The 24,868-nt window shown below is 53.1% G+C and carries 24 protein-coding genes; 11 read left to right on the top strand and 13 right to left on the bottom strand.

The window, feature by feature from the left end; genetic code table 11:
- Positions 1-9: 9 nt before the first annotated feature.
- A complete protein-coding gene (locus AB8881_08265) occupies positions 10-411 on the bottom strand; it encodes a rhodanese-like domain-containing protein (protein XDZ62542.1) in 402 nt (133 codons plus the stop codon).
- A gap of 196 nt (positions 412-607) precedes the next feature.
- Here AB8881_08265 and AB8881_08270 point away from each other — a divergent pair, with 196 nt between their 5' ends.
- Together AB8881_08270 and AB8881_08275 are read left to right on the top strand one after the other, a co-directional pair.
- A complete protein-coding gene (locus tag AB8881_08270; GenBank protein XDZ62543.1) occupies positions 608-1,606 on the top strand; it encodes an MDR family oxidoreductase in 999 nt (332 codons plus the stop codon).
- Between the two features lie 122 nt (positions 1,607-1,728).
- Positions 1,729-3,057 (top strand): M24 family metallopeptidase, encoded by a 1,329-nt coding sequence (locus tag AB8881_08275; protein ID XDZ62544.1) that lies wholly within the window; start codon positions 1,729-1,731, stop codon positions 3,055-3,057.
- Positions 3,058-3,141: 84 nt separating this feature from the next.
- Here AB8881_08275 and hpt read toward each other — a convergent pair whose 3' ends face one another.
- Positions 3,142-3,684 (bottom strand): hypoxanthine phosphoribosyltransferase, encoded by a 543-nt coding sequence (hpt, locus tag AB8881_08280; protein XDZ62545.1) that lies wholly within the window; start codon positions 3,682-3,684, stop codon positions 3,142-3,144.
- Positions 3,685-3,875: 191 nt separating this feature from the next.
- Between hpt and AB8881_08285 the strand changes: the two genes are divergently transcribed.
- Positions 3,876-4,745, top strand: a complete 870-nt coding sequence (locus tag AB8881_08285; protein ID XDZ62546.1) for an NAD(P)-dependent oxidoreductase — start codon at positions 3,876-3,878, stop codon at positions 4,743-4,745.
- A 122-nt stretch (positions 4,746-4,867) separates the two neighbouring features.
- Here the strand turns inward: AB8881_08285 and AB8881_08290 are convergent, their stop codons facing one another.
- Complete coding sequence (locus tag AB8881_08290) at positions 4,868-6,319, bottom strand: NAD-dependent succinate-semialdehyde dehydrogenase (GenBank protein ID XDZ62547.1); 1,452 nt, start codon at positions 6,317-6,319, stop codon at positions 4,868-4,870.
- Positions 6,320-6,461: 142 nt separating this feature from the next.
- On the bottom strand, positions 6,462-7,040 hold the full coding sequence (locus AB8881_08295) for a gamma carbonic anhydrase family protein (protein ID XDZ62548.1): 579 nt from the start codon (positions 7,038-7,040) through the stop codon (positions 6,462-6,464).
- A 224-nt stretch (positions 7,041-7,264) separates the two neighbouring features.
- Between AB8881_08295 and AB8881_08300 the strand changes: the two genes are divergently transcribed.
- Positions 7,265-7,864, top strand: coding sequence for a superoxide dismutase (locus tag AB8881_08300; protein ID XDZ62549.1), 600 nt, complete (start codon positions 7,265-7,267; stop codon positions 7,862-7,864).
- Between the two features lie 122 nt (positions 7,865-7,986).
- Here AB8881_08300 and AB8881_08305 read toward each other — a convergent pair whose 3' ends face one another.
- The 4 genes from AB8881_08305 to AB8881_08320 all read right to left on the bottom strand — a co-directional run bounded on the left by AB8881_08305 (position 7,987) and on the right by AB8881_08320 (position 12,985).
- Positions 7,987-8,118, bottom strand: coding sequence for a hypothetical protein (locus AB8881_08305; GenBank protein ID XDZ62550.1), 132 nt, complete (start codon positions 8,116-8,118; stop codon positions 7,987-7,989).
- Positions 8,119-8,316: 198 nt separating this feature from the next.
- Complete coding sequence (locus tag AB8881_08310) at positions 8,317-9,534, bottom strand: argininosuccinate synthase (protein XDZ62551.1); 1,218 nt, start codon at positions 9,532-9,534, stop codon at positions 8,317-8,319.
- A gap of 113 nt (positions 9,535-9,647) precedes the next feature.
- Positions 9,648-12,176 (bottom strand): ABC transporter permease, encoded by a 2,529-nt coding sequence (locus AB8881_08315; GenBank protein ID XDZ62552.1) that lies wholly within the window; start codon positions 12,174-12,176, stop codon positions 9,648-9,650.
- Between the two features lie 56 nt (positions 12,177-12,232).
- Positions 12,233-12,985, bottom strand: a complete 753-nt coding sequence (locus AB8881_08320; GenBank protein XDZ62553.1) for an ABC transporter ATP-binding protein — start codon at positions 12,983-12,985, stop codon at positions 12,233-12,235.
- Between the two features lie 226 nt (positions 12,986-13,211).
- Here AB8881_08320 and AB8881_08325 point away from each other — a divergent pair, with 226 nt between their 5' ends.
- From AB8881_08325 to fba, 6 genes are all read left to right on the top strand, one after another.
- Positions 13,212-13,913 carry an arylesterase gene (locus AB8881_08325; protein XDZ62554.1) on the top strand — a complete coding sequence of 234 codons (702 nt, stop codon included), beginning with the start codon at positions 13,212-13,214 and terminating at the stop codon, positions 13,911-13,913.
- A 349-nt stretch (positions 13,914-14,262) separates the two neighbouring features.
- Positions 14,263-14,784, top strand: coding sequence for an invasion associated locus B family protein (locus AB8881_08330; protein XDZ62555.1), 522 nt, complete (start codon positions 14,263-14,265; stop codon positions 14,782-14,784).
- Complete coding sequence (gene rlmN / locus AB8881_08335; protein ID XDZ62556.1) at positions 14,781-15,917, top strand: 23S rRNA (adenine(2503)-C(2))-methyltransferase RlmN; 1,137 nt, start codon at positions 14,781-14,783, stop codon at positions 15,915-15,917. Before AB8881_08330 ends, rlmN begins: the two co-directional genes overlap by 4 nt.
- A 128-nt stretch (positions 15,918-16,045) precedes the next feature.
- Positions 16,046-16,765 (top strand): Bax inhibitor-1/YccA family protein, encoded by a 720-nt coding sequence (locus AB8881_08340; protein XDZ62557.1) that lies wholly within the window; start codon positions 16,046-16,048, stop codon positions 16,763-16,765.
- 177 nt (positions 16,766-16,942) lie between these two features.
- Entirely contained in the window at positions 16,943-17,899 is a 957-nt protein-coding gene (locus AB8881_08345; GenBank protein XDZ62558.1) for a class 1 fructose-bisphosphatase, read from the top strand.
- Between the two features lie 38 nt (positions 17,900-17,937).
- The gene (gene fba, locus AB8881_08350) at positions 17,938-18,999 is read left to right on the top strand and encodes a class II fructose-bisphosphate aldolase (protein ID XDZ62559.1); all 1,062 of its coding nucleotides are present in this window, start codon (positions 17,938-17,940) and stop codon (positions 18,997-18,999) included.
- A gap of 4 nt (positions 19,000-19,003) precedes the next feature.
- On the opposite strand, the gene AB8881_08355 is transcribed toward fba, so the two are convergent.
- Positions 19,004-19,852: an SDR family NAD(P)-dependent oxidoreductase gene (locus AB8881_08355; GenBank protein ID XDZ62560.1), complete on the bottom strand. Its 849-nt coding sequence runs from the start codon at positions 19,850-19,852 to the stop codon at positions 19,004-19,006.
- A 55-nt stretch (positions 19,853-19,907) separates the two neighbouring features.
- Positions 19,908-20,789 (bottom strand): M23 family metallopeptidase, encoded by an 882-nt coding sequence (locus AB8881_08360; protein ID XDZ62561.1) that lies wholly within the window; start codon positions 20,787-20,789, stop codon positions 19,908-19,910.
- A 141-nt stretch (positions 20,790-20,930) separates the two neighbouring features.
- On the opposite strand from AB8881_08360, the gene trxB reads away from it, so the two are divergent.
- On the top strand, positions 20,931-21,884 hold the full coding sequence (gene trxB / locus AB8881_08365) for a thioredoxin-disulfide reductase (protein ID XDZ62562.1): 954 nt from the start codon (positions 20,931-20,933) through the stop codon (positions 21,882-21,884).
- Positions 21,885-21,946: 62 nt separating this feature from the next.
- Here trxB and AB8881_08370 read toward each other — a convergent pair whose 3' ends face one another.
- The 3 genes from AB8881_08370 to pyrF form a co-directional block, all read right to left on the bottom strand.
- The gene (locus tag AB8881_08370; GenBank protein ID XDZ62563.1) at positions 21,947-23,152 is read right to left on the bottom strand and encodes an MFS transporter; all 1,206 of its coding nucleotides are present in this window, start codon (positions 23,150-23,152) and stop codon (positions 21,947-21,949) included.
- 137 nt (positions 23,153-23,289) lie between these two features.
- Positions 23,290-23,760: a cold-shock protein gene (locus tag AB8881_08375; protein XDZ62564.1), complete on the bottom strand. Its 471-nt coding sequence runs from the start codon at positions 23,758-23,760 to the stop codon at positions 23,290-23,292.
- A gap of 201 nt (positions 23,761-23,961) precedes the next feature.
- Positions 23,962-24,864, bottom strand: a complete 903-nt coding sequence (gene pyrF, locus AB8881_08380) for an orotidine-5'-phosphate decarboxylase (GenBank protein ID XDZ62565.1) — start codon at positions 24,862-24,864, stop codon at positions 23,962-23,964.
- Positions 24,865-24,868: the final 4 nt, after the last annotated feature.

The following is a 24,868-nucleotide window of genomic DNA, read 5'->3' on the forward strand; positions in this document are numbered from 1 at the left end:
TATTGCTGGCTAGCTTTGCCGCCATTGGAGGCCGCTAAACCGCCAGCCATTTATGTGACCTCGTTGCTGATGGGCATCAAGATCGCCCTCAAATCCGTCACTGATGTTGATTACGCTCTTGTAGCCGGCCGCCAGTGCGGCATTGCCCGCTGCCAAAGATCGCACCCCCGATCTGCATAGCATCAGCACGCAAGTGTCGTCCGGGACTGCGGCAGCCAAATCTTCGATGAAACGTGGGTTCGCCGTGCCATCAACGCCGACCCATTCAATGAGAATCGGTTGCCGGTCAAGATCATCCAGATTGGTGATACCAACAAAATGCCACTCGGCACGGGTGCGCACATCAACAAGCTGGGCGTCTGGGTTCTGGGCCAAATGAGCCCAAGCCTCGGCGGCGGTCATCTCCAACATGGTAAAAATCCTGCAACAAACGGTAAGATGTTTATTATTAGCCAAAGGATCATTGATGCCAAGCCTCAATTGATTAGGGCCAGCGGCTCTAGCATAGAGGTTTGACGCCAGCTTGATTAGGGCTGTTTGGCATCGGTGAAAAATGCTATTGAAAATTTGTCAGATAATCACATCAGATACATATAGGAGCAACGCCATGTCTAGTTTTAGAGCCCTTATGGTGCATCGCGGCGAAGATAAATCTATAAGTCATGAAATGACAGATTTGCGGCATGATGATTTGCCTGCAGATGGTGATGTTCTGGTGGCAATCAAATATTCAACGGTCAATTACAAGGACGGTCTATGCCTGTCGGGCAAGGGCGGGTTGGTGCGAAACTATCCGCATGTTCCGGGCATTGATTTTGCCGGTGAAGTGGTCAGCAGTGCCGACAAGCGTTACAAGGCGGGCGATCTTGTGGTGCTGACGGGATGGCGGGTTGGCGAGGTATGGTGGGGCGGTTACGCGCAATTTGCCAAGGTGCGCGCCGACTGGCTGGTGCCGCTTGCAGATGGGTTGGATTGCCAGCAGGCAATGGCGATCGGTACCGCCGGTGTCACTGCGATGCTATCGGTTCTGGCGCTTGAAAATGCAGGGATTACGCCAGATCGCGGGCCGGTGCTGGTTACTGGTGCTGCTGGCGGTGTTGGCTCGCTTGCAACAGCATTGCTGGCCGTGCGCGGCTATCACGTTACCGCGGTAACGGGCCGGCCTGAAACGGCTGATTATCTGCGGGGGCTTGGTGCCAGCGATATTCTGCCGCGGGCTGAGATGCTGGACGGCGGTGGGCGGCCGCTGGAATCGGAAAGCTGGGCCGGATGTGTCGACTCGGTTGGTAGCGCAATATTGGCAAGAGCCCTTGCCCAGATGCAATATGGCGGTGCAGTGGCGACGGTCGGGCTTGCTGGTGGTGCTGACCTGCCAACAACGGTAATTCCATTTATTATCCGCGGCGTGTCGCTATTGGGAATCGATTCGGTAATGGCGGCGTATGATCGCCGGGTTGCGGCGTGGCAGCGTCTTGCAAGCGATTTGCCAACGGCGCAGATCGCAGCAACCATGTCGGTGATCGGGCTTGGCGAGGTGCCAGCGGCAGGTGCCGATATTCTGGCGGGCAAGGTTATGGGCCGATTGGTTGTTGATGTAAATGCCTAGGCTAGGGCCGATGGCTGTGCCGCGATCGCCAATGATAAAATGATTGCCATATCGCAATTTTAGCGTTTAGCTGAGGCAAAGATCAGGCCAATCTGCTTGGCAATAGTGGCAAGGAGGCGGCGATGGATAAAACCATTATTGGCTCAAACCGAAAAATCGACCCTAGCCGGCGGGTGCATCTTAAAGCTGATTTAACACCAGATGATAATGATCGTGTCGAGATTGGCCCGACCGCAGTGGCCTTTGATGAGTGGCACGCTGCCGGCATCAGCCCGCCCGATCTTCCCGCTTTGAGATCATATCGATTGTCACGCTTGCAAGCGCAAATCCGCCAGCATGATTGTGCCGGTTTGCTGTTGTTTGATCCGTTGAATATTCGCTATGCCAGTGATTGCACTAATATGCAGCTTTGGATTGCGCATAATCCGGCACGGGCGGTGTTTGTGCCGCCTGAGGGCAAGATGATCTTGTGGGATTTTCATAATTGTGAGCATCTTTCGGCGCATCTGCCACTGATCGGTGAATTGCGCGGTGGTGCCAGTTTTTTCTATTTTGAAACCGGCGACCATACTGCGCGGGCGGCCAAGGATTTCGCCACTCAGATTGTCGATTTGATGGCGCATCACGCTGGCACAAATAAACGCTTGGCGGTCGACCGGATCGAGCATGTTGGCTATGCCGCATTAACTGATCTTGGGGTCGAGGTGCTAGAAGGCCAAGTACTGACCGAACATGCACGCTCGATCAAGAATGATAATGAATTAAACGCGATGCGATGCGCCATTCATACGTGTGAGCGGGCGGTTGATGAAATGCGCGAAATCATGCGCCCGGGGCTGAGCGAGACTGAATTATGGGCGGCATTACATGCTGGCAATATCAAACGCGGCGGTGAATGGATTGAAACGCGGATTTTGGCATCGGGCCCGCGCACCAATCCGTGGTTTCAGGAATGTGGGCCGCGCATTATGCAGACCGGCGATCTGATGGCCTTTGATACTGACCTTGTCGGCACATATGGCTATTGCTGCGATATTTCACGGACATGGATCGTGGGTGATGCTGTGCCAACTGACCGGCAAAAGCATCTTTACCAGATTGCCTATGATCATGTGATGACAAACATCGGCCTGATCGAGGCCGGCATGAGCTTTGCCGATATGACGCGAATTGCGCACCGCTTGCCAGAGGCGTTTCGCCCGCTGCGCTATGGTGTATTGGCGCATGGCGTTGGGCTTTGCGATGAATATCCGTCGGTACGCTATCCAGAAGATGTCGAGGCGCATGGCTATGGCGGCAATTTTGAGGTCGGAATGACACTTTGTGTCGAGGCCTATGTTGGCGCTGTTGGCGGTGTTGATGGGGTCAAGCTTGAAGAACAGGTGCTTGTCACCGACAGGGGTGCGGTGCCGCTATCTACCTATCGGTATGAAGACCAATTCCTAGCCTGAGCGGATAGGCATCCTAATAGCGCGCCACCATAAGTCAGACCAGCAGAGGCAATAGCTAAAGAGGGATTATCGGCAAAGCTGTTATTAAAGGTCTTTAACAACACCAATATGTGGAAGATTGCGACCTTGTTGGGCAAAATCAATGCCATAGCCAATGACAAATGCGTCTGGAATGTCAAAGCCAACCCAATCGACATTCACATCAACTTCGCGCCGAGACGGTTTATTCAACAGCGTGCAGATCGACAGGCTTTTTGGTGATCGTGTCATTAAGATTTTTTGCACTTGCGACAAGGTATGGCCGGTGTCGACAATATCCTCGACAATCAGGACATCGCGGTTTTTGATCGGGGTTTCGAGATCTTGAATGATTCGCACCTGACGGGATGAAACCGTGTCATTACCGTAAGACGAAACGGTCATGAAATCAACCTCGACGGGAAGCGCCAACCGGCGCACAAGATCGGCAATAAACACAAATGACCCGCGTAATAGCCCGACGACAACCAACTGTTCGGTGCCTTTGTAATGTTCGGTAATTTGACGGGCAAGATTAATCGTTCGGGCGGCAATCTCGGCTTCGGTAATCAGAATGTCGATTTCCTGCTGGCTTGATAATACGGTCATGCGCTAAGATCACCCCTGTCTTGGCAAGTGGTATTTGATTGTTAGATCGGCTGCTTCTTGATGTTACACCGCCGAACGCGCCTCAGTATAATCGTGCTGACGGAAATGGCTATGGCAAATTACGGTGGCGACAATCTCATTAAGGTTTCGACCATTGAGGTTCTGGCCGATAAATTGAAAAGGAATATTTTATGTCAAAAGTTGCATTTCTGGGTATGGGTGTCATGGGCTATCCGATGGCAGGTCATATCGCAGCTGCTGGTCACGACGTGACCGTTTATAACCGGACACCAGCTAAAGCCGAGGCGTGGGCTGGCCAGCATGGTGGCGCTTTCGCGCTGACCCCGGCTGCCGCTGCTAGGGACGCTGATTTCGTGTTCTGCTGTGTTGGTGATGATCCTGATGTGTTGTCAGTTGCGCTTGGTGATGAGGGCGCAATTCCGGCAATGAAGAATGGCGCGGTCTTTATTGATAATAGCACTGTTTCGGCCGATGTCGCGCGGCAGGTTTATTCAGCTGCCAAGGCGGCGAGTATCTCCTCGCTGGATGCACCGGTTTCTGGTGGTCAGGCAGGTGCTGAAAATGGCAAATTGACGGTGATGGTTGGCGGTGATGATGCGGCGTTTGCGGTGGCGCTTCCGCTGATGGAATGCTATGGAGCGCGGGTTGTCCATATGGGTGATGCTGGCAAAGGTCAGCAAGCCAAGATGGTCAATCAAATCTGCATTGCCGGTCTGGTTCAGGCGCTGTCTGAGGGGCTTAGCTTTGCGATGGATGCGGGCCTCGACACGGATAAATTGCTTGAGGCGATTTCAGGGGGTGCCGCGCAATCATGGCAGATGGTTAATCGCGGCGAAACCATGGTCAAGGGCGAGTTTGATTTTGGCTTTGCCGTCGACTGGATGCGCAAGGATTTGCGGATTTGTCTGGAAGAGGCGAAGCGCAATGGGGCGTCCTTGCCGGTAACTGAAATTGTTGCCGGATATTACGCCGAGCTTAGTGCCGATGGCTATGGCCGCAATGATACCTCAAGCCTGATCCGCCGGTTGCGGCAGGGCTAGTCAAAATCTGTTGGAATCGAATAAGGCCGGGAACTCCCGGCCTTTTTTATAGCGTTGATTCTTAAAACGTTGATCCTTAGTGCGTTGATTCTGGTGGATAGTTTTTGACGTGGTGGCGGTAATTACACGCCGATACAGACAAATTTAATCTCTAGAAACTCATCAATGCCATATTTCGACCCTTCACGGCCAAGGCCGGAATTCTTGACCCCGCCAAACGGGCCAACCTCGGATGAGAAAATGCCTGTGTTGGCCGCGACAATGCCATATTCCAATGCCTCACTGACGCGGAACAGGCGCGATGCATTTTCGGTAAACAGATAGGCAGCAAGGCCAAATTCAGTGTCATTTGCCGCTTCGATGGCTTCGGCTTCATCGGTAAATCTGAACAGGCCAGCGACTGGACCAAAGGTTTCCTCGCGGAACATCCGCATCGACGTGTTCATGTTTGTCAGGACTGTTGGCTCAAAAAATGTGCCGCCAAGATCATGTGGCTTGCCGCCGGTTAATGCCGTCGCCCCTTTTGCCAGCGCATCCTCAACATGGGCTGACACTTTTTCAAACCCCTGCTGATCAATTAACGGACCCTGTTCAACACCATCCTCAAGGCCGTTGCCGACCCGCATCGCGGCCGATTTTTCGGCGAGACGCTTGGCGAATTCATCATAGATTCCATCTTGAACGAAAATCCGGTTTGCACAGACGCAAGTCTGCCCCGCATTGCGGTATTTTGACATCATCGCGCCTTCGACAGCAACGTCAAGATTGGCATCATCAAACACCAGCAATGGCGCGTTACCGCCAAGCTCAAGGCTCATTTTCTTTACCGTATCAGCGCTCTGGCGCATCAGGATACGGCCGACTTCGGTCGATCCGGTAAAGGTCATTTTGCGGATACGGCTGTCGCTGCAAAGCGCCTGACCAATCGCCGGCGCATCGAGGCCAGTGACGATGTTCATTACCCCTGCCGGAATACCGGCGCGGGTTGCAAGTTCGGCAAGCGCCAGCGCAGATAGCGGGGTTTGCTCGGCCGGTTTCAACACACAAGCACATCCCGCGGCAATGCCGGGGGCAACTTTTCGGGTAATCATCGCAATTGGAAAATTCCACGGCGTGATGGCACCAAAAACGCCGATCGGCTGTTTGAATGTCAGCAGGCGTTTGTCGGCCTGCGGGCTTTCCATGACATCGCCACAAACCCGGCGCGCTTCTTCACCAAACCAGTCAATAAAGCTGGATCCATAGGCAATTTCTCCTTTTGCTTCGGCCAAAGGCTTGCCCATTTCAGTGGTAAGGATCATCGCCAGATCATCGGTGTTTTCGACCACCAGATCATACCAGCGCCGCAAAATCATTGCGCGGGTTTTGGCCGGCGTAGCTGCCCAGGCTTTTTGCGCTGGAACAGCAGCATCAATCGCCGCAGTAATGGCACCGGCGCCAAGATCGGCAACCTCGGCAATCAGGCTGCCATCGGCCGGATTATGAACACCAAAAACGCGGCCATCTTCGGCGCTAACCCATGCGCCATTGATATAGGCCTCAGTGCGAAGAAGTGACGGATCCTTTAATTTCATTTTATCGGCCTCCAATGCCGCTAGACGATCGGTAAATCTTTTGGAACGCATGAGAGACCAGCTGGCCTGCGCCCTATGTGGTTAATTAGCATCATTTATAGCCGGCTTACAATCTACGAAAACAGATGATCCGGGCAATTGGTCACATGGACGGCAATGGATGGCTGTGCATATCAATAAACGGCGCGCCCGCGGCACCAAGCCTGTGCGCCCGCCCAACCTCGACATAATGGCGGGCAATACGGCGGTTATTGGCAATTTCATCGGCTGTCAGATCGCGCATCTTGCGCGCCGGGCGTCCGCCCCACAGCTCGCCAGCGGGAATCCGTTTTCGCGGTGTCAGCATGCCGCCAGCAGCCAACATACCGTCAGACTCGATAACCGCGCCATCCATTACGATTGACCCCATCCCGACAAAGGCATGGTCATGTAAATGACACGCATGGACAAGCGCGCTATGGCCAATATTCACATTATTGCCGATGATCGTTGGAAAATCGCGGCTGTTAATGTGAACGCAGCTATTATCCTGAATATTGGTGCCCTCACCAACGGTAATGAAATTATTATCACCACGCAAAGTCACCTGATGCCAGATGGTGCTGTTCTTGCCGATGCGCACCGCGCCAACGACTGCAGCGGTCTCGGCGATATAAGCACTATCATCGATTTCCGGGTGATGATCTAAAAAAGGGGCAATATAGGCTTTTCGGCCAGTCATGCTATTTTCCTCTGTCTTGAATCCTATTTCTCGGGCCAGTCTGTCTTGAGCCTTATGTCTTGATGCCTTTGCTCTAGGGCGGAGATGGCATTAACCCAAGGCTGTTTGGTGATAATTTAGCAGGTTGCCGCCGCCTGTCAGTTTTATTTTGTTGGCATTTGAAAATTCGTGACTATATCTGTTTAGAGATAGATTAATCACCAGAGATAATTTTGGAGACCAAAATGGCATTTGAACTACCTGACCTTCCTTATGCGCACGATGCACTCGCAGATTTTGGCATGAGCGCCGAAACCCTTGAATATCATCATGACTTGCATCACAACGCCTATGTGGTCAATGGTAATAACCTGATCGCTGGTACCGAATGGGAAGGCAAAGCACTCGAAGATATCATCACCGGCACTTATGATGCCAATGCGGTTGCGCAAAATGGCATTTTCAACAATGCATCGCAGCATTGGAATCACATGAAATTCTGGGAAATGATGGGGCCAAAAGGGCGCGCCATGCCATCTGAGTTGGAGGCCGCATTGACGGAATCATTTGGGTCGGTCGACGCGTTCAAAGACGCGTTCAAGGCTGCAGGTGCAGGTCAATTTGGCTCAGGCTGGTGCTGGCTTGTCAAAAATAGCGACGGTGGCCTTGCTGTGACCAAAACCGAAAATGGCGTGAACCCGCTATGTTTTGGGCAAACAGCACTGCTTGGGTGTGATGTGTGGGAACATTCCTATTACATCGATTTCCGGAATAAGCGCCCTGACTATCTGGCAAATTTCCTCGAAAATCTTGTTGATTGGGAATATGTTGCTGCCCAGCTATAGGCATCTTTGTTGGCTTAAAGCCGCTATAGATTTGCGGTGAATTATGAAAGCCGTCACCCTGCTAAAGGGCGACGGTTTTTTTATGGTTCTTTTGGTGGCCTGAATTTAAGCGAAAATTAGCCTCAATTGACTGTCAAAAACCCCTCATCCAAAGGCCTCGTTGTCGACGGCGTCATGCCAAGCCGGATAGCAAGGTTAACAGCAACTAGAGGGAGAGGCATCACAATGGGCGTTGCAATAGCAATTCTGGTCATGCTCGGATTTTATCATTCTGAATCGATGCAGGAATTTCGAGCCAACAGCAACCACAATCCTGTTTATAAATTTGTCCCCGGGGTTCCCTGCGATTCGGGCCTAAAACAGTCAGGCTTTTCGGTAGTTCCGACGGGAAGACTATATCTTAAACAGGTTAATCGCGATGGCAAGGTCGGTGATATTTGCCGTCCGCAAGACTAGCTGTCCTGCACCATTTTCTGCACACGAAGGCGAAGTGCGTTCAACCGGATAAAGCCGTGTGCATCGCCGTGATCATAGTCAACGGCGCCATCCTCAAAGGTTACAAGATCAGCGTTATAGAGTGAGTTTGGCGACTTGCGACCCGTCACGGTAACATTGCCCTTATAGAGTTTGATCCGAACCACCCCATTGACTGCATCACGGCAGCTATCAATGGCGGCTTGCAGCATTTCACGCTCGGGCGAGAACCAGAAACCGTTATAGACCAGCTCGGCATAACGCGGCATCAGCTCGTCTTTGGTGTGCATCGCGCCACGGTCGAGCGTGATTGACTCCATTGCCCGCCGTGCGGTCAGCAAAATTGTGCCGCCCGGTGTTTCGTAAACACCGCGTGACTTCATGCCGACAAACCGGTTTTCAACCAGGTCAAGGCGGCCAATACCGTTATCGCCGCCAAGCCGGTTCAACGCGGCAAGCAAATTGGCTGGTGACAACTCTTTGCCGTCAATGGCAATGGGATCGCCAGATTTAAAGGTGATTTCGATTTCAGTCGGCTTGTCGGGTGCCTGTTCGGGCGACACACTTCTCGAGAAAACATATTCTTCCGGCGCGACCCATGGATCTTCCAGCACTTTACCTTCGGCGGAAATATGCAGCAGGTTGGCATCAACACTAAATGGCGCTTCGCCGCGTTTATCCTTTGGAATTGGGATTTGATTGGCCTCGGCATAGGCGATCAATTTTGTGCGGCTGCTAAGGTCCCATTCGCGCCATGGTGCAATCACTTTAATATCGGGCTGCTGGGCATAATAGGCCAATTCAAAGCGCACCTGATCATTGCCTTTACCGGTGGCGCCATGCGAGACGGCCTCGGCACCAACATCTCGGGCAATTTCGATTTGCCGTTTGGCGATCAATGGTCGTGCGATTGATGTGCCAAGAAGATAGGCACCCTCATAGAGCGGGTTTGCCCGGAACATGGGGAACACATAATCGCGCACGAACTCTTCACGCAAATCCTCGATGTAGATTTGCTTAATGCCCAAAAGCTCGGCCTTGGCGCGGGCTGGTTCAATGTCTTCGCCCTGACCAATATCGGCGGTAAAGGTTACCACCTCGGCGCGGTAATGATCTTGCAACCACCGCAAAATAACCGAAGTATCAAGGCCGCCGGAATAGGCGAGAACGACTTTTTTAATATCTTGCTTGCTCATAAGAAATTTCTATATCCGATCACCTGCTGCCTCGCAACGACGTTTTTTGTGATTTGGATTTTGGCGAGGATCCATTCGCACTCCAATTTATAGTTCGCGCCCCGATTTATAGTCTATAATTCGCGAAGCAAAGGTGCCGGCTTGCGGCCAAGCGTTTTCATCGCTCCGGTCAGTCCTAAAACCGCAGTCGCCACCGCACCGGCGAGCGTCGTTCCAAAGACGAGCCAGCCATCAAGGATGAATTCAGCCCCCAGAAACCCGCTTACCAAGGCCCAGCTTGCCAGACTGCCAATCACTGCGGCGGCAATCGCTGTTAGTAAACCCAAGAACGCATATTCGAGAAACCAGGCAAGGCCAATCGACAGGCGGGTTGCGCCAAGCACCTTTAGAATCACCGAGTCTGTAAGGCGCTGTGACTCGCTGCTGGCGACGGTTCCGGCAAGAACCGCAATGCCCGCAATCAGCGTCACAAATGCGGTTAACCTTACCGCACCACCAAGCAGGCCAATGACCCTTTGGGCGGTTGCCACCGCCTCTTTTACCGATACTGCAGAAATATTGGAAAAACGGCTGGTAATGGCACGTTCGACCGCATCGGCGGCGGCGTCATTATCGGCATGGGTAGTTGCAATCCAGCTATGCGGGGCAGCATCCAGAACGCCCGGATTTAGGATAAACACGAAATTAATTTGAAAACTCTGCCAATCAACCTTGCGAAGATTGGCGATTGTCGCAGTGACTTCCCGGCCAAGAACATTGATGCTAACCGTGTCTCCGATGCCCATGCCAAAATCGGCAGCGGCGTCCTCTGACATCGACACCAAGGGCGGGCCGCTATAATCTGGTGCCCACCAGTTGCCGGCGATAATCTCGCTGCCTTTTGGCGCAGTGGCTGCCCATGTCAGGGCGCGGTCGCCGCGTAAAATCCATGCCGACCCCTCTGGCGGCGTGATATTGGCGGCTGAGACACCGTTCATTTTAACAACACGGCCGCGCAGCATCGGGGTTTTGGTAATTTGCGAAATACCGGCGATCGATCCAGCCAGTTTTTCAAAATCATCAATTTGGCCCGGCTGGATATCAATAAAGAACCAAGCTGGCGCATCCTCGGCGACACGGTTATCAATCTGGCGCCCCAAGTTTGACTCGCTGACCGATACCGCCACAAGCACTGACAGGCCGAGGCCGAAGGCGATAATAACTGACCGAACCGGCGATCCGGGGCGAGTAATATTAGAAAGAGCCAGCCGTGCAGGCACAAAATTGGGTAACGGCGCAAGCCGCAAGAGGCGCACAAGAAGATTGCCAAGGAGTGATAGCAGCAACAAGGCAGCAAGCGACCCACCAATGAAGCTGGCAGTAATCGCAAGATTATGCGTGGCAAGATAGGCAAGTATGGTCAGGCCGCTGGCGGCAAGCAGCATCATCACCAGATAGCGCGGTTTAGGCCAGCCATCAGGCATTTCTATCAGACTACGAAACAGATCAGCCGCGCGCACTTCTTCGGCTTTGGCAAGCGGCCAGACAGCAAATAGAAAGGCGGTACCCATTCCAAAACCCGCAGCGATCATCAATGACAGTGGATAGATCGTCATCTCCAAAGGCACGGTGACGTAACTCGACAAGATGCGAATGGCAAATAGCGGTGCAATCGCAGCGACAATCAACCCTGCCAGAACGCCGCAAGCGGCAATGACCAAGATTTGTAAAAGATAGATCCGAAAGATCAATAATGATGGCGCGCCAAGACATTTCAATGTGGCGATCACTGGCATCCGGCTTGCCAGCCATGCGCGCACGGCACCAGCAACCCCCAGCCCGCCGATCAACAGCGCGGTAAGCCCAACAAGCACCAGAAAGATTTCTGCCTGATTGATAAAGCGGTCAAAACCGGGCGCGGCATTGGCAACTTCGCGCACTCTTACATGCGTCGGCTCGGTAATCTGGCGCAGCGCACCCAGCGCCGGTTCGCGCGCCGCAGCCTGATCCAGCAAAAGCCTGTAACGATATGTAATAAATGATCCGGGCTGTTGCAGCCCGGTAGCTGCCAATGTTGCATCTGAAACCAGAACGCGCGGACCAAAGCTGACAAAGCTGATCGAGCGATCAGGCTCAATCGTCAGAGCCGCGCGCACGCTAACGTCCATGCCACCAAGACGGGCCGTATCACCCGGCTTTAGGCCAAGGCTTCGCAGCAATGCGTCATCAGCCACGATCCCGCCATCAGCAAGCGCCTCGGCAAGGGGCATATCCGGTTTCAGTTCGGCAGTGCCGACCAGTGGCCAGTTTTCATCGACAGCTTTCAGTTCAACCAGTTTGCGCCGGTCACTAGCCTGCAACATGGCGCGCATCTGCACCACTTTTGATACGGTGCCAAACTTGGCCGCAGTTTCCAAAATTTCGGCTCCGGGCGGGGTGTGAAGGCTGCTGATTTCAAGATCACCACCAAGCAGGATACGGGCATTATCATTAATGCCGCTCCGCATCGCATCGGCGACGGAACCAACCGTACCGATGGCAGCAACGCCAAGCAGCAATGCGCCCAGAAAGACACGGAACCGGCTTAAATTGCCGCGCATCTCGCGCTGAGCCAATTGCCAGGCAAAATGCCAGCCATCTCGGCTTGCAGAAATCCCATTCATACTATAAAGGCCAGCCCCTTGGTCGGCGCCTGTTTTGATATCTTTGTTGGTGCGGGTCACTTTTTTGTGTCTCCGGCAATGACGCCATCTTCGATCTGAAGGACACGTGAACAGCGCGCCGCCAATGCGGCATCATGCGTTACAAGCACCAGCGCAGCGCCTGCATCCTGCGCACTTTTGAATAATGTATTCACGACCTTTTCACCGGTGGCACTATCAAGATTTCCAGTTGGCTCATCCGCAAGAAGAATCCGCGGTTTGGGCGCAATCGCCCGCGCAATCGCCACGCGTTGCTGTTCGCCGCCAGACATCTGGTCGGGAAGATGCGTCATCCGGTGGCCAAGGCCAACCGATTTCAGGGCGGCACCGGCAATGGCTTCGGCATCAGGCCGGCCGGCTAGCTCCAGCGGGATGGCAACATTCTGCAGGGCGGTTAACGACGGGATTAGCCGGAACGCCTGAAACACAATACCAACAAGATCGCGGCGCAACGCTGCCAATGGGTCTTCCGGCATTCTGGTGATGTCAGTTCCGGCAAGCGCGATCCGCCCTTTCGTCAGGGTTTCAAGGCCTGCCATCACCATCAACAGGCTGGTCTTGCCAGCACCACTTGGCCCCAAGACGCCAACAGTCTCGCCAGCGCCAATCTGCAAATTAATGCCTTTCAGGATTTTAACAATCGCCGCTGCATTGCCGAGGGTCAGATGTGCCGCATTCAGATCAATGACCGGCTGCACCGCAACCTCATCTGATTTTGCGGCCTTCGAAGATGATGGCCGGGACGATGGTGGCGTGGAAGATGATGGCATGGAAATTGTCCAATTCTTGATCGTTGCCCCGAAATCAGGGCGGGTGGGCAACAGAAAATGCGCCCGCTCTGGAAAATCTGACTTGCCCTTCCTACATGCAGTTAAACCTTATGACAGACGCGACATCGTGTTTTACGTAACGGTCAGTACCGCATGGTTGAATAATTAGGCCTTCGTCGGTAGCCGAGATATGGGTTTACCGACCAGTTAGATCAAGGGAAGCGTGATGATCTATACCAAATTTTTCCGTTGCCTTTTGCGGCTGATAAACCGGCTTTGTGCAGCTGTTCTGGGGTTTATCGCCAAAACTGTGATGATCGCCTTGATTGCGGCGGCATCATTGCAGCCCGCATTTGCCGCAAGCCCGCCGGTGCTGATGGTGCTGGGTGACTCGTTGGTCGCAGGTCACGGTTTACCGCAAGGCGAAGCGTTCCCTGACGTGCTGGGGCGGATGCTTATTGCTGACGGAATTGATGTGACGATGGTGAATTCTGGTGTCTCGGGGGATACGACAGCTGGCGGGCTAGCCCGGCTGAACTGGTCACTCGCTAGTAAGCCGGAGGCGGCGATTATTGTTCTGGGCGGGAATGACCTGCTTCGGGGGCTTGAGCCATCAGCCAGCTATGAAAATCTTGAGGCGATAATCGAACAGCTAAAAGCCCGCAATGTTGAGGTGCTTTTGGCGGGAATGCAGGCGCCGCGCAATTTGGGTGCGGATTATGCCAATGAATTTGATGCTATCTATCAAAAATTGGCACAAGCGCATGACATATTATTCTATCCGTTTTTTCTAGACGGGGTGGCGTTACAGCCCGAAATGAACCTGTCCGACGGAATGCATCCAAACCAGCGAGGGATCACCCATATCGCCGAAAAGATTCTGCCGCAGGCAAAGGCGTTGCTGGCACGGGTCAAAAGTGCTGAGTAAAGGCGAGACAAAATGCGCCAAACCGCGATTTGGAAAGTCTTTGCATCACAGCGCGAGGTATCCTAAAACAAACTGTGTCGCCGCATAGCAGGTTAGGTGTCCTTTTCATATTGATGCCACAAACCACTGACAGACTATGGAGACGCTGGGACATTAGGGCGCGGATTAGGGGTCGCGGATTATAGTGCGCGCCTGAATATTTGTGTCAATGAGACCGTCACCTCAGTTAAGACCGTGAAACAAATGAGACTTGCAAGACGAATAAAGCAATAGCGAACGCAACCACCCCAGCGAAGAACGCGACTAGAGCGAAGATAGCCACTAGAGCGAAGATAGAAAGAGCGAATGAATGTTTAAACTAAGCAGAATTTTGGGTGTTTTCACGATGGTGATTGCGACCAGTTTTGCAGCGTTGCCAGCAATCGCCGATCCGGTTGAGATGCTTGTTGAAAAAGACTGGGGTGCCTATCGGTATGACAATGACGGCAGCCGCATCTGTTTTGTCAGCAGTGTGCCGACCAAGAGTGAGGGCAAATATGACCCGAAAAACCGCGGTGACATCCGGGTTTTTGTCTCGCATGGCCCGGGCAAGGCCGAACGCGATGTGGTACAGGTGATTGCGGGTTACCGTTACAAGCCGCAGTCTGATGTCACATTGACGATCGACGGTAAAAAATTCAAATTATTCACCCTCGAAGATCGCGCCTATGCGGAAAGCGAAGAGGATGATCGGCGTATTATTGTGCTGATGAAGCGCGGCTCTAAAATGACTGTTGTTGGGACGTCAAGCCGCGGCACGAAAACGACTGACACTTATTCATTATCAGGCTTTACCAAAACCAAAGCTGTGATCGACAAGACCTGCAAATGACCGTTGCTCCTGCCACTGCTGCGGCCGATCCGTTAATGGCAATAGCGCCAAAGACCAACTTGCTTGGCGTGGCCTTTGCCGAGTTGGAGGCAGAAATGCAAGCGCTTGGCCTGCCAAAATTTCGGGCACGGCAAGTATGGCGTTGGATTTGGCGGCATGGGCTGACCAGCTTTGATGAGATGAGTGATCTTGGTAAGCCGGTGCGTGAATTGCTGGCAGCGCAGTTTTCGGTTGACCGGCCAGCGGTATCACGGCGGCTGCAGTCGGTTGACGGCACCATCAAATGGTTGATCCGCTTTGCCGATGGGAATGAGGCTGAATGCGTTTATATCCCTGATAAAGCGCGCGGTACTTTATGTATCTCATCGCAGGTTGGTTGTACCCTTACCTGCAGTTTCTGTCACACAGGCACGCAAAAACTAGTGCGTAACCTGACTGTTGCGGAAATTTGCGGTCAGGTGTTGCTGGCGATGGATGAATTGAATGACTGGCCTGCGGGCAAGCCGGATCGCCGACTGACCAATATCGTGCTGATGGGTATGGGTGAGCCTCTATTCAATTATGACAATGTCGCAACGGCAATGCGAATGATCATGAGTGGTGAAGGCGTGGCGATTTCTAAACGCCGCATCACCCTGTCAACATCAGGCGTGGTTCCGGAAATCAAGCGTTGTGGTGATGAATTGGGGGTAAATCTGGCGATCTCGCTTCATGCTACCCGCGATGAATTACGCAATGAACTAGTGCCGATTAACCGTAAATACCCGCTGGCTGAATTGATTGATGCCTGCCGCAATTACCCGGGCCTATCGAATGCTCGCCGGATCACATGGGAATATGTTATGCTAGATGGGGTGAATGACAGTGATGAGGATTGCCGCGCGCTGTTGGCGCTGATTAAGGGAATTCCGTCAAAGCTGAACCTGATTCCGTTCAATCCATGGCCTGGCAGCCCGTATATATGCTCGTCTGATGACCGAATTGAGGCCTTTGCAAAGCGGGTTTTGAACGCCGGTTACGCATCGCCGGTTCGCACCCCGCGTGGCCGCGATATTCTGGCTGCTTGTGGGCAATTAAAGTCTGAATCCCAACGTGAAAGACGGCAAAAAACTGGCATAGCTGGCGCAGCATAGCCGAATAGAAATCCAGTATTTTTCATTGTCCAAGATAACAGTCTGACCTTGAAAAATTTGATTTTGCACCCTACATTCAAGACACATCAATGCAATCTGATGGCAATGCTATTTTGGGGAGTTACAAAATGCAGGATAATCGCTTTATGAATACCGCCGCAGCGGCCGCTGCCCAGACTGATGTCGGGCTGCGGGCTTATATGCTTGGCGTGTATAATCACATGACCACAGCCCTGTTGCTGACAGGCTTTTTTGCCTATGCGACGAAATGGGCGGTGATGAATGTTGCAGGTCTTGGCCAGCTTATGTACGGCACACCGCTGAAATGGGTCATCATGCTGGCCCCGCTAGGCATGGTGTTCTGGTTGTCAGCACGCATCAGTCATATGTCAGCCAGTAAGGCACGCACATTGTTCTATGTCTATGGCGCAATGATGGGTCTGTCGCTTGCATCAATCTTGCTGGTTTATACCGGAGAAAGCGTGGCGCGGGCGTTCTTTATTACGGCAGGTGCCTTTGCTGGTCTCAGCCTTTATGGCTACACCACAAAGCGCAGCCTCTCGGCAATGGGCTCGTTCATGATCATTGGTCTGTTTGGCCTGATCATCGCATCCGTGGTGAATATCTTCATGGCATCAAGCCAGATGGAATTCGTAATCTCGGTTGCTGGTGTGTTGATCTTTGCCGGTCTGACCGCATGGGATACACAGCGTATCAAATCTATGTATCTAGCTGGTGACAGCCGCGAGGTTGCCGCAAAGAAATCAATCTTTGGCGCGCTGACCTTGTATCTGGATTTCATCAACATGTTCCTGTTCATTCTGCGCCTGTTCGGAAACCGCGAATAGCAGAACTGCCAGTGACGAAAGAAACATTCGCGAATTAGGAAATGATTGGAACGCCCGTGCCGCTATGGTGCGGGCGTTTTCTTTTTGCTAATCTACTAATCTTTTTGGTCGGGCGGCGCTTTTGCTAAATTGCCTGCCGGTCAGTCTCTATCCCGTTGTAAAACCTGGTGCCGTCTCATGTCGAACCTCTCTTCTATGCTCGAATCACTCGCCAACAAAAACCCGGCCAAGGCTGCGGCCTGTGATGCGGTGGCGGCGCTGGCAGCGGCGGCGGCATCTATTTCGGCGGTGATCCGGCAGCCAGATGCCGATGCCGCGCTTGGCGCGATAAGAGGCAGTGCTAACGCTGATGGCGATGATCAGAAGGCGCTTGATGTTCTGGCTGATGAAATGATCGAGCGTGCGCTGGCTGTCGTGCCGGCGGTGGCGGCCTATCTTTCCGAAGAACAGGATGCAGCCGTTCCGTTGCATGATGACGGGCAGGTGATTGTGGCAAGCGATCCGCTGGATGGATCGTCAAATATTGATACGAATGTGTCGGTTGGCACTATTTTTTCAATATTACCGGCATCTGGTGGGATCTTACAGCCCGGTCGAAACCAGCTTGCTGCGGGGTTTTTCGTCTATGGGCCGCAAACCACTTTACTGGTGAGTTTTGGGGGGCCGGTGATGGCGTTCCAATTAGGCGATGATGGTCATTTCCATGATATGGGCTGGTCGGTGTCGATTACGACCGACACGCGCGAATTTTCGATTAATGCTTCGAATATGCGGCATTGGCGGCCCGATGTAGCGGCTTATATTGCTGATTGTTTGGCAGGTGAAACTGGCCCGCGCAAGATGAATTTCAATATGCGCTGGGTTGGCTCGCTTGTTGCTGATGGCTGGCGCATTTTCCGGCGTGGCGGTATTTTTCTTTATCCTGCTGACGCGCGGCGCGGTTATGAGGCTGGGCGATTGCGGCTGGTCTATGAGGCTAATCCGGTGGCGTTTTTGGTTGAGGCGGCGGGCGGCAAGGCCATCAATGGCGATGGTCCTATTCTTGACCTTGTGCCAGAAACGCTGCATGCGCGCGTTCCGCTGGTTTTCGGGTCTGCTAATGAAGTTGACGAATTTGCCCGCTATAGGCCATAACTAATCATCAGAGTTTTGCTTCGACATAGGATAATCATATGCTGATTTCACTCCGCCAACTTCTTGATGATGCTGCCGAACATGGGTATGGCGTCCCGGCTTTCAATATTAACAATATGGAACAGGGCCTTGCCATTTTAAAAGCAGCTGACCGGGTTGATGCGCCGGTAATTATTCAGGCTAGCCGCGGGGCGCGTAATTATGCAGGCGATGTCATGTTGCAGGCGATGGTGAAGGCGCTGGCTGAAATGTACCCGCATATTCCGGTTTGTATGCATCAGGATCATGGTAATAACGAAGCCACCTGTATGACGGCGATTCAATATGGGTTTACCTCGGTGATGATGGACGGCTCGCTAGAGGCCGATGCTGCGACACCTGCCTCTTATGACTATAATCTTGATATCACCCGCCGGGTTACGGAAATGGCGCATCATGCCGGTGTATCGGTTGAGGGAGAACTTGGCGTTCTAGGCTCGTTGGAAACAGGCGAGGGCGAGCAAGAAGACGGGCATGGTGCAACCGGCAAGCTATCTGAAGACCAGTTGCTGACCGATCCGGATCAGGCGGTAGAGTTTGTCAAGGACACCAAAGTTGACGCGCTGGCCATTGCGATGGGGACTAGTCATGGCGCCTATAAATTTACCCGCAAGCCAGATGGCGAAATTCTGGCGATGAATGTGGTTGAGGAAATTAACCGGCGCCTGCCAAATATACATCTTGTTATGCATGGTTCATCCAGCGTGCCACAAGAGTTGCAGGATGTGTTCAACGCGCATGGTGGTGAGATGCCGCAAACATGGGGCGTTCCGCTTGAAGAGATTGAGCGCGGGATCAAAAATGGTGTTCGCAAGGTGAATATCGACACTGATTGCCGCCTTGCTATGCTTGGCGTGATCCGCAAAATTGCCAATGAAAACAAAGCAGAGTTTGATCCACGCAAATTCCTTAAGCCCGCAATGGATGCAATGGAAACTCTTTGTGCTGACCGGTTTGAGCGTTTTGGAACAGCCGGTAATGCCGCGCGTATTCGGCCGCTGTCCCTGTCAGCAATGGCCGCGCGTTATGCGAATGGGTCGCTCGACCCGTCTATCGGCTAGGCGGCTAGCCACCTGCCGCCAAAATCGCCGCAAGGCCGGTTTCATAATCAGGATATAGCAGATCAAGCCCTAATTCGGGCTTGATGACTTTTGAGCCAACGCGCCGCCGCGAAACGTAAAAACTCTGTGCCATCGGTGACAGATTGGCATCTTCCAGCTTTTGCGGCAGCGGCGGATCTACCCCAATCAATGCGGCGGCATGGCGGACAACATCACCTTGTGGTGCTGGTTTATGATCGGCAAGATTAATAATGCGCGCCGGTCGTGGCGTCGTCATCGCAGCGATGATAATCCGGCAAATATCATCAACATGAATGCGGTTAAACACTTGCCCTTCACGTTCGATAATGCGGGCACTCCCATCGCGCAACGCATCGAACGGGCTGCGTGCAGGGCCATAAATACCTGCGGCGCGGAAAATTTCCGTGCCAAATGCCCGCTGCCACCGCGCCTCGGCAATCACGCGGGCTTTGCCGCGTTGGGTGGCTGGAGCAACCGGTGTATCTTCGTAACAGACAGCATCCGGCATATCGGGATAGACCGAAGTCGCCGAGACATAACCGCTCCAGCCAGTAAAATGAGCCAGATCATCACCATGCGCATCAAGCACTGGATCCGAGCCGCCGATTGCGGTGATCGTGCTGATAATGGCATCAACATCTGCAAAGGCAGTTTGCGGGTCAGCCAGCGGCTGGCCAGATTCAAACGGCATAATCTGCCAGCCCAAATCAGCCTTGGCCGCAAGTTTGGACGGGGCACGGGTGGTGCCACGGATTTGCCAGCCCAAATCAGCCAGCGCGTGGGCTAGTGGAACCCCAACATAGCCAAGACCAAAAATAAACACGGTTTTCATAAATATCTCTTTCTGGTCACTTTGCTCAGGATGCCAATATCAAAGACGCAAACATTTAAGACGCCGGCGCGGGCATCGGCCCGACCAGCAGACCGGGATCAATGCGCCGCCCCTGCCAGTCAATCCGCCAGTCAAGATGTGGGCCAGTTGCGCGGCCGGTCGCACCGATAGTGCCAATCAGGTCACCGCGTTTGATCATCATGCCAGGTTTGACATCGACCCGATCAAGATGCAGAAAGCTGGAATTCACGCCAAGCCCATGGGCCATAACAATCGTCCAGCCAGAAAAATATAAATCTTTGACCAGCGTTACTTTTCCACTCGCCGGTGCGCGAACGGGCGTGCCGCGCGGCGCGGCGATATCAATGCCGTAATGCGGCTGTCGCGGTTCACCATTTAGGATTCGCTGGCTGCCATAAACGCCGGAAATCCGGCCAAGCGCTGGCCAGTCAAAGCCGCGCCAGAAATCCCCAAGCGGCGTTTCCTGCTCGCGGGCTGCGCGGACTGCCTTGCCGTCAGCCTTGATCCGCGCCAATAGTTTTGCGGGCGGCGTCACCATGGTCTGTTTCAGCCCGTCAATCCGCTGGATATTATAGTCCCGCTGGCTGGCTGCCAGAGTGCTGGTCATGCTGGTGCCATCAGGGGCGATGATGCGTAACGTAACCGGTACGTCTGATTCGCGATGAAACCCGATAACAAAAACGCCATTATCAGCGATTTCAATGGCATTGCCATCGAGCAGAATCTGATTTTCCGGATTGGTGCGGGCAACAATCAATCCGCCTTCAATGGCTGTTCCGGACAGGATTTCGGCACCATCAATGGTTTGCGCCCGCAAAGGGCTGGGGCTAGCAGCAGTGATCGCCAAAACGAATATGGCAAGTAAATGAATGCGGCTAAACGACAGTAAGATGGCAATTTGACTAGGAAGTTTCATGGGCAGAGGCTAACATGATGTTGTGTAAATGACACTTGAAAACACAAGCTGTTGAGTGTTATCCCCAACATAGATCATAAAGATTCAGCCATTGATAATTAACATAGAGCCGAACGCCTAATCAGGAAAGAGCCGTAAATCATGACCGATCACTCAACCGACGCTAACCAGCATGAACATGTTATTATTATTGGTGCCGGTGCTGCCGGGTTGACCGCGGGCATCTATACGGCGCGGGCGAATCTATCACCGGTTATCATTGCCGGTTTGCAGCCGGGTGGTCAGATGACGATTACCACCGATGTCGAAAATTATCCGGGCTTTGCCGAGGTGATTCAAGGGCCGTGGCTAATGACCGAAATGCAGTCGCAAGCCGAAAATGTTGGTGCGCGGGTGATCTATGATCTGGTTACCAGCCTTGATACATCGGCGCGCCCATTTACCGTGACATTCGACTCTGGCAAGGTGATGACAGCAGATACAGTCATTTTGGCAACCGGTGCACAGGCGCGCTGGCTTGGTCTTGAATCCGAAGCAGCGTTTAATGGCCGCGGTGTTTCAGCCTGTGCAACTTGTGACGGATTTTTCTACAAAGAGCGGGATGTTGCGGTTATCGGCGGCGGCAATACCGCGGTTGAAGAAGCGTTGTATCTTGCCAATATCTGTCGGTCGGTAACCCTAGTACATCGGCGTGATACGCTTCGTGCCGAACAGATCATGCAAGATCGCTTGTTGAAAAAAGATAATATCACGGTTGAATGGAACCGTTCAGTTGCCGAGGTGATTGGCGACGAGTCCGGTGTCACCGAGTTGCGGCTGGCCTCAACTATCGGCGAGGCTGATAAGGATATTCCGGTTCATGGTATGTTTGTTGCCATTGGTCACGATCCGGCGACACAGGCCTTTGCCGGTGCGGTCGCACTTGATGATGAGGGCTATATCATTGCCGAGGCTGGCGGGACGCGTACCTCGGTTGATGGGGTGTTCGCCGCTGGTGACTGTGTTGATAAAATTTACAGGCAGGCAGTAACTGCGGCCGGTATGGGATGTATGGCAGCCCTTGATGCAGAACGTTGGCTAGGCGAGCAAGAATAGGCGTGCAAGAATAGGCAAACGGGGATAGGTAAACAGCCCCGCTCCGGCGAGGGGCTAGGCCATCATGCCGGCAGGGGGGCGGGCGTTGGTTCTCTAATTGCCCAATTCACCGCAAAGGCAAATAGGCCAGCACCAGCGTTCAGCCACCACATCGCCTCGTAATTGCCGAACATATCGTACCAGACACCACCCAACCATGCGCCAACGAACGAGCCGATCTGATGCGACAGAAACACCAGACCATATAACAGACTGAGGTGGCGGGGCCCGAAGAACGCAACGATCAGGCCGCTGGTCAGCGGGATTGTGCCAAGCCATAAAAGCCCCATTGACGCACCGAAAAACAATGCCAAGCCGGGGCTTGGAGGCAGGCTGATAAAGGCCGCAATGATCAGGCCGCGAAGCAGGTAAACAATGGCAAGGGTCTTCTTTTTCGACATAAAGCCGCCGAGCCAGCCGCAAATAAAAGCACCAATAATATTGAATAAACCAATCAAGGCTAATGACCAGCTGGCAATATCTGCCGTCAGCCCAGAATCCTGCAGATAGGTTGGCAGGTGGGTGGTGATAAACACCAATTGCAAACCGCAGACAAAAAATCCGGTGGTAAGAAGAATATAATCGCGGCTACTGACCGCTTGGCGAAGCGCACTCCCCGCTGTTTGGACAACCCCCTCAAGTGGGCGCCCGCCGCCCGCTGGCACCCGCATCCCAAGCGTGACCGCGACCATCGACGCCACAATCACTGACAGAATAACAATAGCAAATTGCCACCCATGCTGGTTCATCATGATTTGTGCGACCGGCACCAGCGCAAACTGACCGAATGACCCAAAGCTGGTGACAAGTCCCATTGCCAGTGACCGCTTTTCTGGCGGTGCGGCGCGCGCGACGGCGCCAACGGCGATAGAAATACCAGCACTGCCAAGCCCCATGCCAATCATAATTTGCCCCAGAAACATTCCGGTTTCTGTCACGAAAAAGGCCATGCATAATAGACCGGCCGCATAGATCAGGACGCCAAAGGCCGCCACCCGCCAGGCACCAAATTTGTCGGCCGCGGCACCAAATAATGGTGATGAAAGGCCCCAAATTAGGTTCTGGACTGCGATTGCGAGTGAAAAGAGCTGTAGCCCACCATCAATTTCAGCTGAAATTGGCACAAGAAACAGGCCAAATACCTGCCTGATGCCGAATGTAACAGATACCAAGGCGGCGGCTGATAGCGTGATCATAATCCATCGAAATTGGCGCGTTGTAGATGTCATAATCTGGCTTTCCAATGATTGATGATCGCACCAAAATGGCATCGTTACGATCAAGCCAAGCGCCGGCAAGAATCGCCGTGCAGCAAAGCTTTATTATAGGCTGGAAAATCTTAACAGTGGCGGATTAATGTCTCAAGCTAATCATTAAGAAGCCGAACGGCCTGTACTTGTGGGCCACGCCCCGAATCGTCAATTCTGATCAGCAGCTTTTGTCCCTGAACAAGCGAATGAAAGCCGCAATAATTCAAGACCCGTAAGTATACGAATACATCTTCGCTCATATCTTCGGCGGTAACAAAGCCATAGCCCCGAATGTCATTGAAGAATTTCACCACGGCGCGCATTTCGTCCTCGTCAGGCTGCGACGCACCCGGCGGTGTTGGATTGGCAGGCCGGTTAACGGTCAGCAGATCCTGAATGACTTCACCATCTTCGTTGGTTGAGAGCGAAACCGTTATCTGATCGCCGGTTAGTAAATGGATAAGCCCAAATCGATCTAAAGTCGACCGGTGCAAGAAAACCTCTGTGTCGTCAATCTTTACAAAGCCATAACCCTTACGTTCATTGCGCCAGATTACTTCACCGCCTTTGACTTCCTTATCAGTCACGTCAATCCTCTTAAATTATGCCCAAACAGTTTGTTTCTAATCGGTGTAAGAAAACAAACGAGCATGAGGAGTGTTAACAACTAAAGCCAAGCGTAAATCTAGAAACGCCGTTCAAAATCGCGTGACTTATTTATCAGGCAGTTATGGTCACCTGCCGGTTCTGCTTGTGCGGCAATTTTGCCCGCTTATGTGACAGGAAAATTAGAAAACGCTGTTCAGGGCGGCTTTGTTTTGCGTAATGGTCTCGGCAATCGCACGGCGCCATTCATCCATCGTGCCAGCGGCGGCGGCGTTCTGTGGAAAGATTAGGCCACGCGTGCTATTGATCAGGCCGCCTTCCCATCCGTGCTGACCGCGGAGCAGGCCACTGGTCGCTTTTTCCGGTCCAGCGCCTTGTGCGCCAAAACCGGGGACAAGAAATGGCGCTTGGGGTAGAGCTGCGCGCAGGGCTTGAGCTTCTTCGGGCCAAGTGGCACCAGCCACGATGCCAAGCGATGAAATGCCGTCTTTTCCGGCACGCGATGCGGCAAGTGGGGCCAGCAAGCCAGCCAGATGTTTATAAAGTGGCTGGCCGTTAACAAGCTGATCTTGCAAATCTCCGGCACCCGGATTACTGGTGCGGTTCAAAATAAACAGGCCGCTGCCGGTGGCGTCGGCGCGGTCAAGAAACGGTTCCAGCGTGTCGATGCCTAGCCAGGGGTTGATGGTCAGCGCATCGCTTGGGAACGGCGCATCATGACCAATCCAGCCTGCCGCATAGGCCGAGGAGGTGCTGCCGATATCGCCGCGTTTCGCATCCATAATAACCAGCAAGCCAGCATCAATGGCGGCGCGGCCAAGATTTTGCAGAATTTGCATTCCTGCAGGCCCGTGCTGCTCAAAAAAAGCGGCTTGCGGCTTGATCGCGGCAACGGTGCCAATCGCCTGTTCAAGGCAGGCCATCGAGAAATCATCAATTGCCCGGATTGCAGCGTCGCTTGCGTGGCCGTCCTGCGCCGCACCAAACAGCGCTGGAATCATGCTGACATGGGGATCTATACCCATACAGAGCGTGGTGCCAGTTTGGCGGTTTGCTTGGGTTAAACGGTCACCAAAATGGCTCATCAGA

The sequence above is a fragment of the Alphaproteobacteria bacterium LSUCC0396 genome (assembly GCA_041228345.1).
GTDB lineage: Bacteria > Pseudomonadota > Alphaproteobacteria > Puniceispirillales > Puniceispirillaceae > UBA3439.

What these genes read in the sequence shown, in the direction of transcription:
- AB8881_08315 (XDZ62552.1), bottom strand. Translation starts at nt 12,176, where the DNA reads ATGAATGGGATTTCTGCAAGCCGAGATGGCTGGCATTTTGCCTGGCAA.
- AB8881_08345 (XDZ62558.1), top strand. Translation starts at nt 16,943, where the DNA reads ATGTCGAACCTCTCTTCTATGCTCGAATCACTCGCCAACAAAAACCCG.
- fba (XDZ62559.1), top strand. Translation starts at nt 17,938, where the DNA reads ATGCTGATTTCACTCCGCCAACTTCTTGATGATGCTGCCGAACATGGG.
- AB8881_08340 (XDZ62557.1), top strand. Translation starts at nt 16,046, where the DNA reads ATGCAGGATAATCGCTTTATGAATACCGCCGCAGCGGCCGCTGCCCAG.
- AB8881_08325 (XDZ62554.1), top strand. Translation starts at nt 13,212, where the DNA reads ATGATCTATACCAAATTTTTCCGTTGCCTTTTGCGGCTGATAAACCGG.
- AB8881_08305 (XDZ62550.1), bottom strand. Translation starts at nt 8,118, where the DNA reads ATGACCAGAATTGCTATTGCAACGCCCATTGTGATGCCTCTCCCTCTA.
- AB8881_08310 (XDZ62551.1), bottom strand. Translation starts at nt 9,534, where the DNA reads ATGAGCAAGCAAGATATTAAAAAAGTCGTTCTCGCCTATTCCGGCGGC.
- AB8881_08290 (XDZ62547.1), bottom strand. Translation starts at nt 6,319, where the DNA reads ATGAAATTAAAGGATCCGTCACTTCTTCGCACTGAGGCCTATATCAAT.
- rlmN (XDZ62556.1), top strand. Translation starts at nt 14,781, where the DNA reads ATGACCGTTGCTCCTGCCACTGCTGCGGCCGATCCGTTAATGGCAATA.
- trxB (XDZ62562.1), top strand. Translation starts at nt 20,931, where the DNA reads ATGACCGATCACTCAACCGACGCTAACCAGCATGAACATGTTATTATT.
- AB8881_08330 (XDZ62555.1), top strand. Translation starts at nt 14,263, where the DNA reads ATGTTTAAACTAAGCAGAATTTTGGGTGTTTTCACGATGGTGATTGCG.
- AB8881_08355 (XDZ62560.1), bottom strand. Translation starts at nt 19,852, where the DNA reads ATGAAAACCGTGTTTATTTTTGGTCTTGGCTATGTTGGGGTTCCACTA.
- AB8881_08265 (XDZ62542.1), bottom strand. Translation starts at nt 411, where the DNA reads ATGTTGGAGATGACCGCCGCCGAGGCTTGGGCTCATTTGGCCCAGAAC.
- AB8881_08300 (XDZ62549.1), top strand. Translation starts at nt 7,265, where the DNA reads ATGGCATTTGAACTACCTGACCTTCCTTATGCGCACGATGCACTCGCA.
- AB8881_08295 (XDZ62548.1), bottom strand. Translation starts at nt 7,040, where the DNA reads ATGACTGGCCGAAAAGCCTATATTGCCCCTTTTTTAGATCATCACCCG.
- AB8881_08270 (XDZ62543.1), top strand. Translation starts at nt 608, where the DNA reads ATGTCTAGTTTTAGAGCCCTTATGGTGCATCGCGGCGAAGATAAATCT.
- hpt (XDZ62545.1), bottom strand. Translation starts at nt 3,684, where the DNA reads ATGACCGTATTATCAAGCCAGCAGGAAATCGACATTCTGATTACCGAA.
- AB8881_08360 (XDZ62561.1), bottom strand. Translation starts at nt 20,789, where the DNA reads ATGAAACTTCCTAGTCAAATTGCCATCTTACTGTCGTTTAGCCGCATT.
- AB8881_08285 (XDZ62546.1), top strand. Translation starts at nt 3,876, where the DNA reads ATGTCAAAAGTTGCATTTCTGGGTATGGGTGTCATGGGCTATCCGATG.
- pyrF (XDZ62565.1), bottom strand. Translation starts at nt 24,864, where the DNA reads ATGAGCCATTTTGGTGACCGTTTAACCCAAGCAAACCGCCAAACTGGC.
- AB8881_08275 (XDZ62544.1), top strand. Translation starts at nt 1,729, where the DNA reads ATGGATAAAACCATTATTGGCTCAAACCGAAAAATCGACCCTAGCCGG.
- AB8881_08320 (XDZ62553.1), bottom strand. Translation starts at nt 12,985, where the DNA reads ATGCCATCATCTTCCACGCCACCATCGTCCCGGCCATCATCTTCGAAG.
- AB8881_08370 (XDZ62563.1), bottom strand. Translation starts at nt 23,152, where the DNA reads ATGACATCTACAACGCGCCAATTTCGATGGATTATGATCACGCTATCA.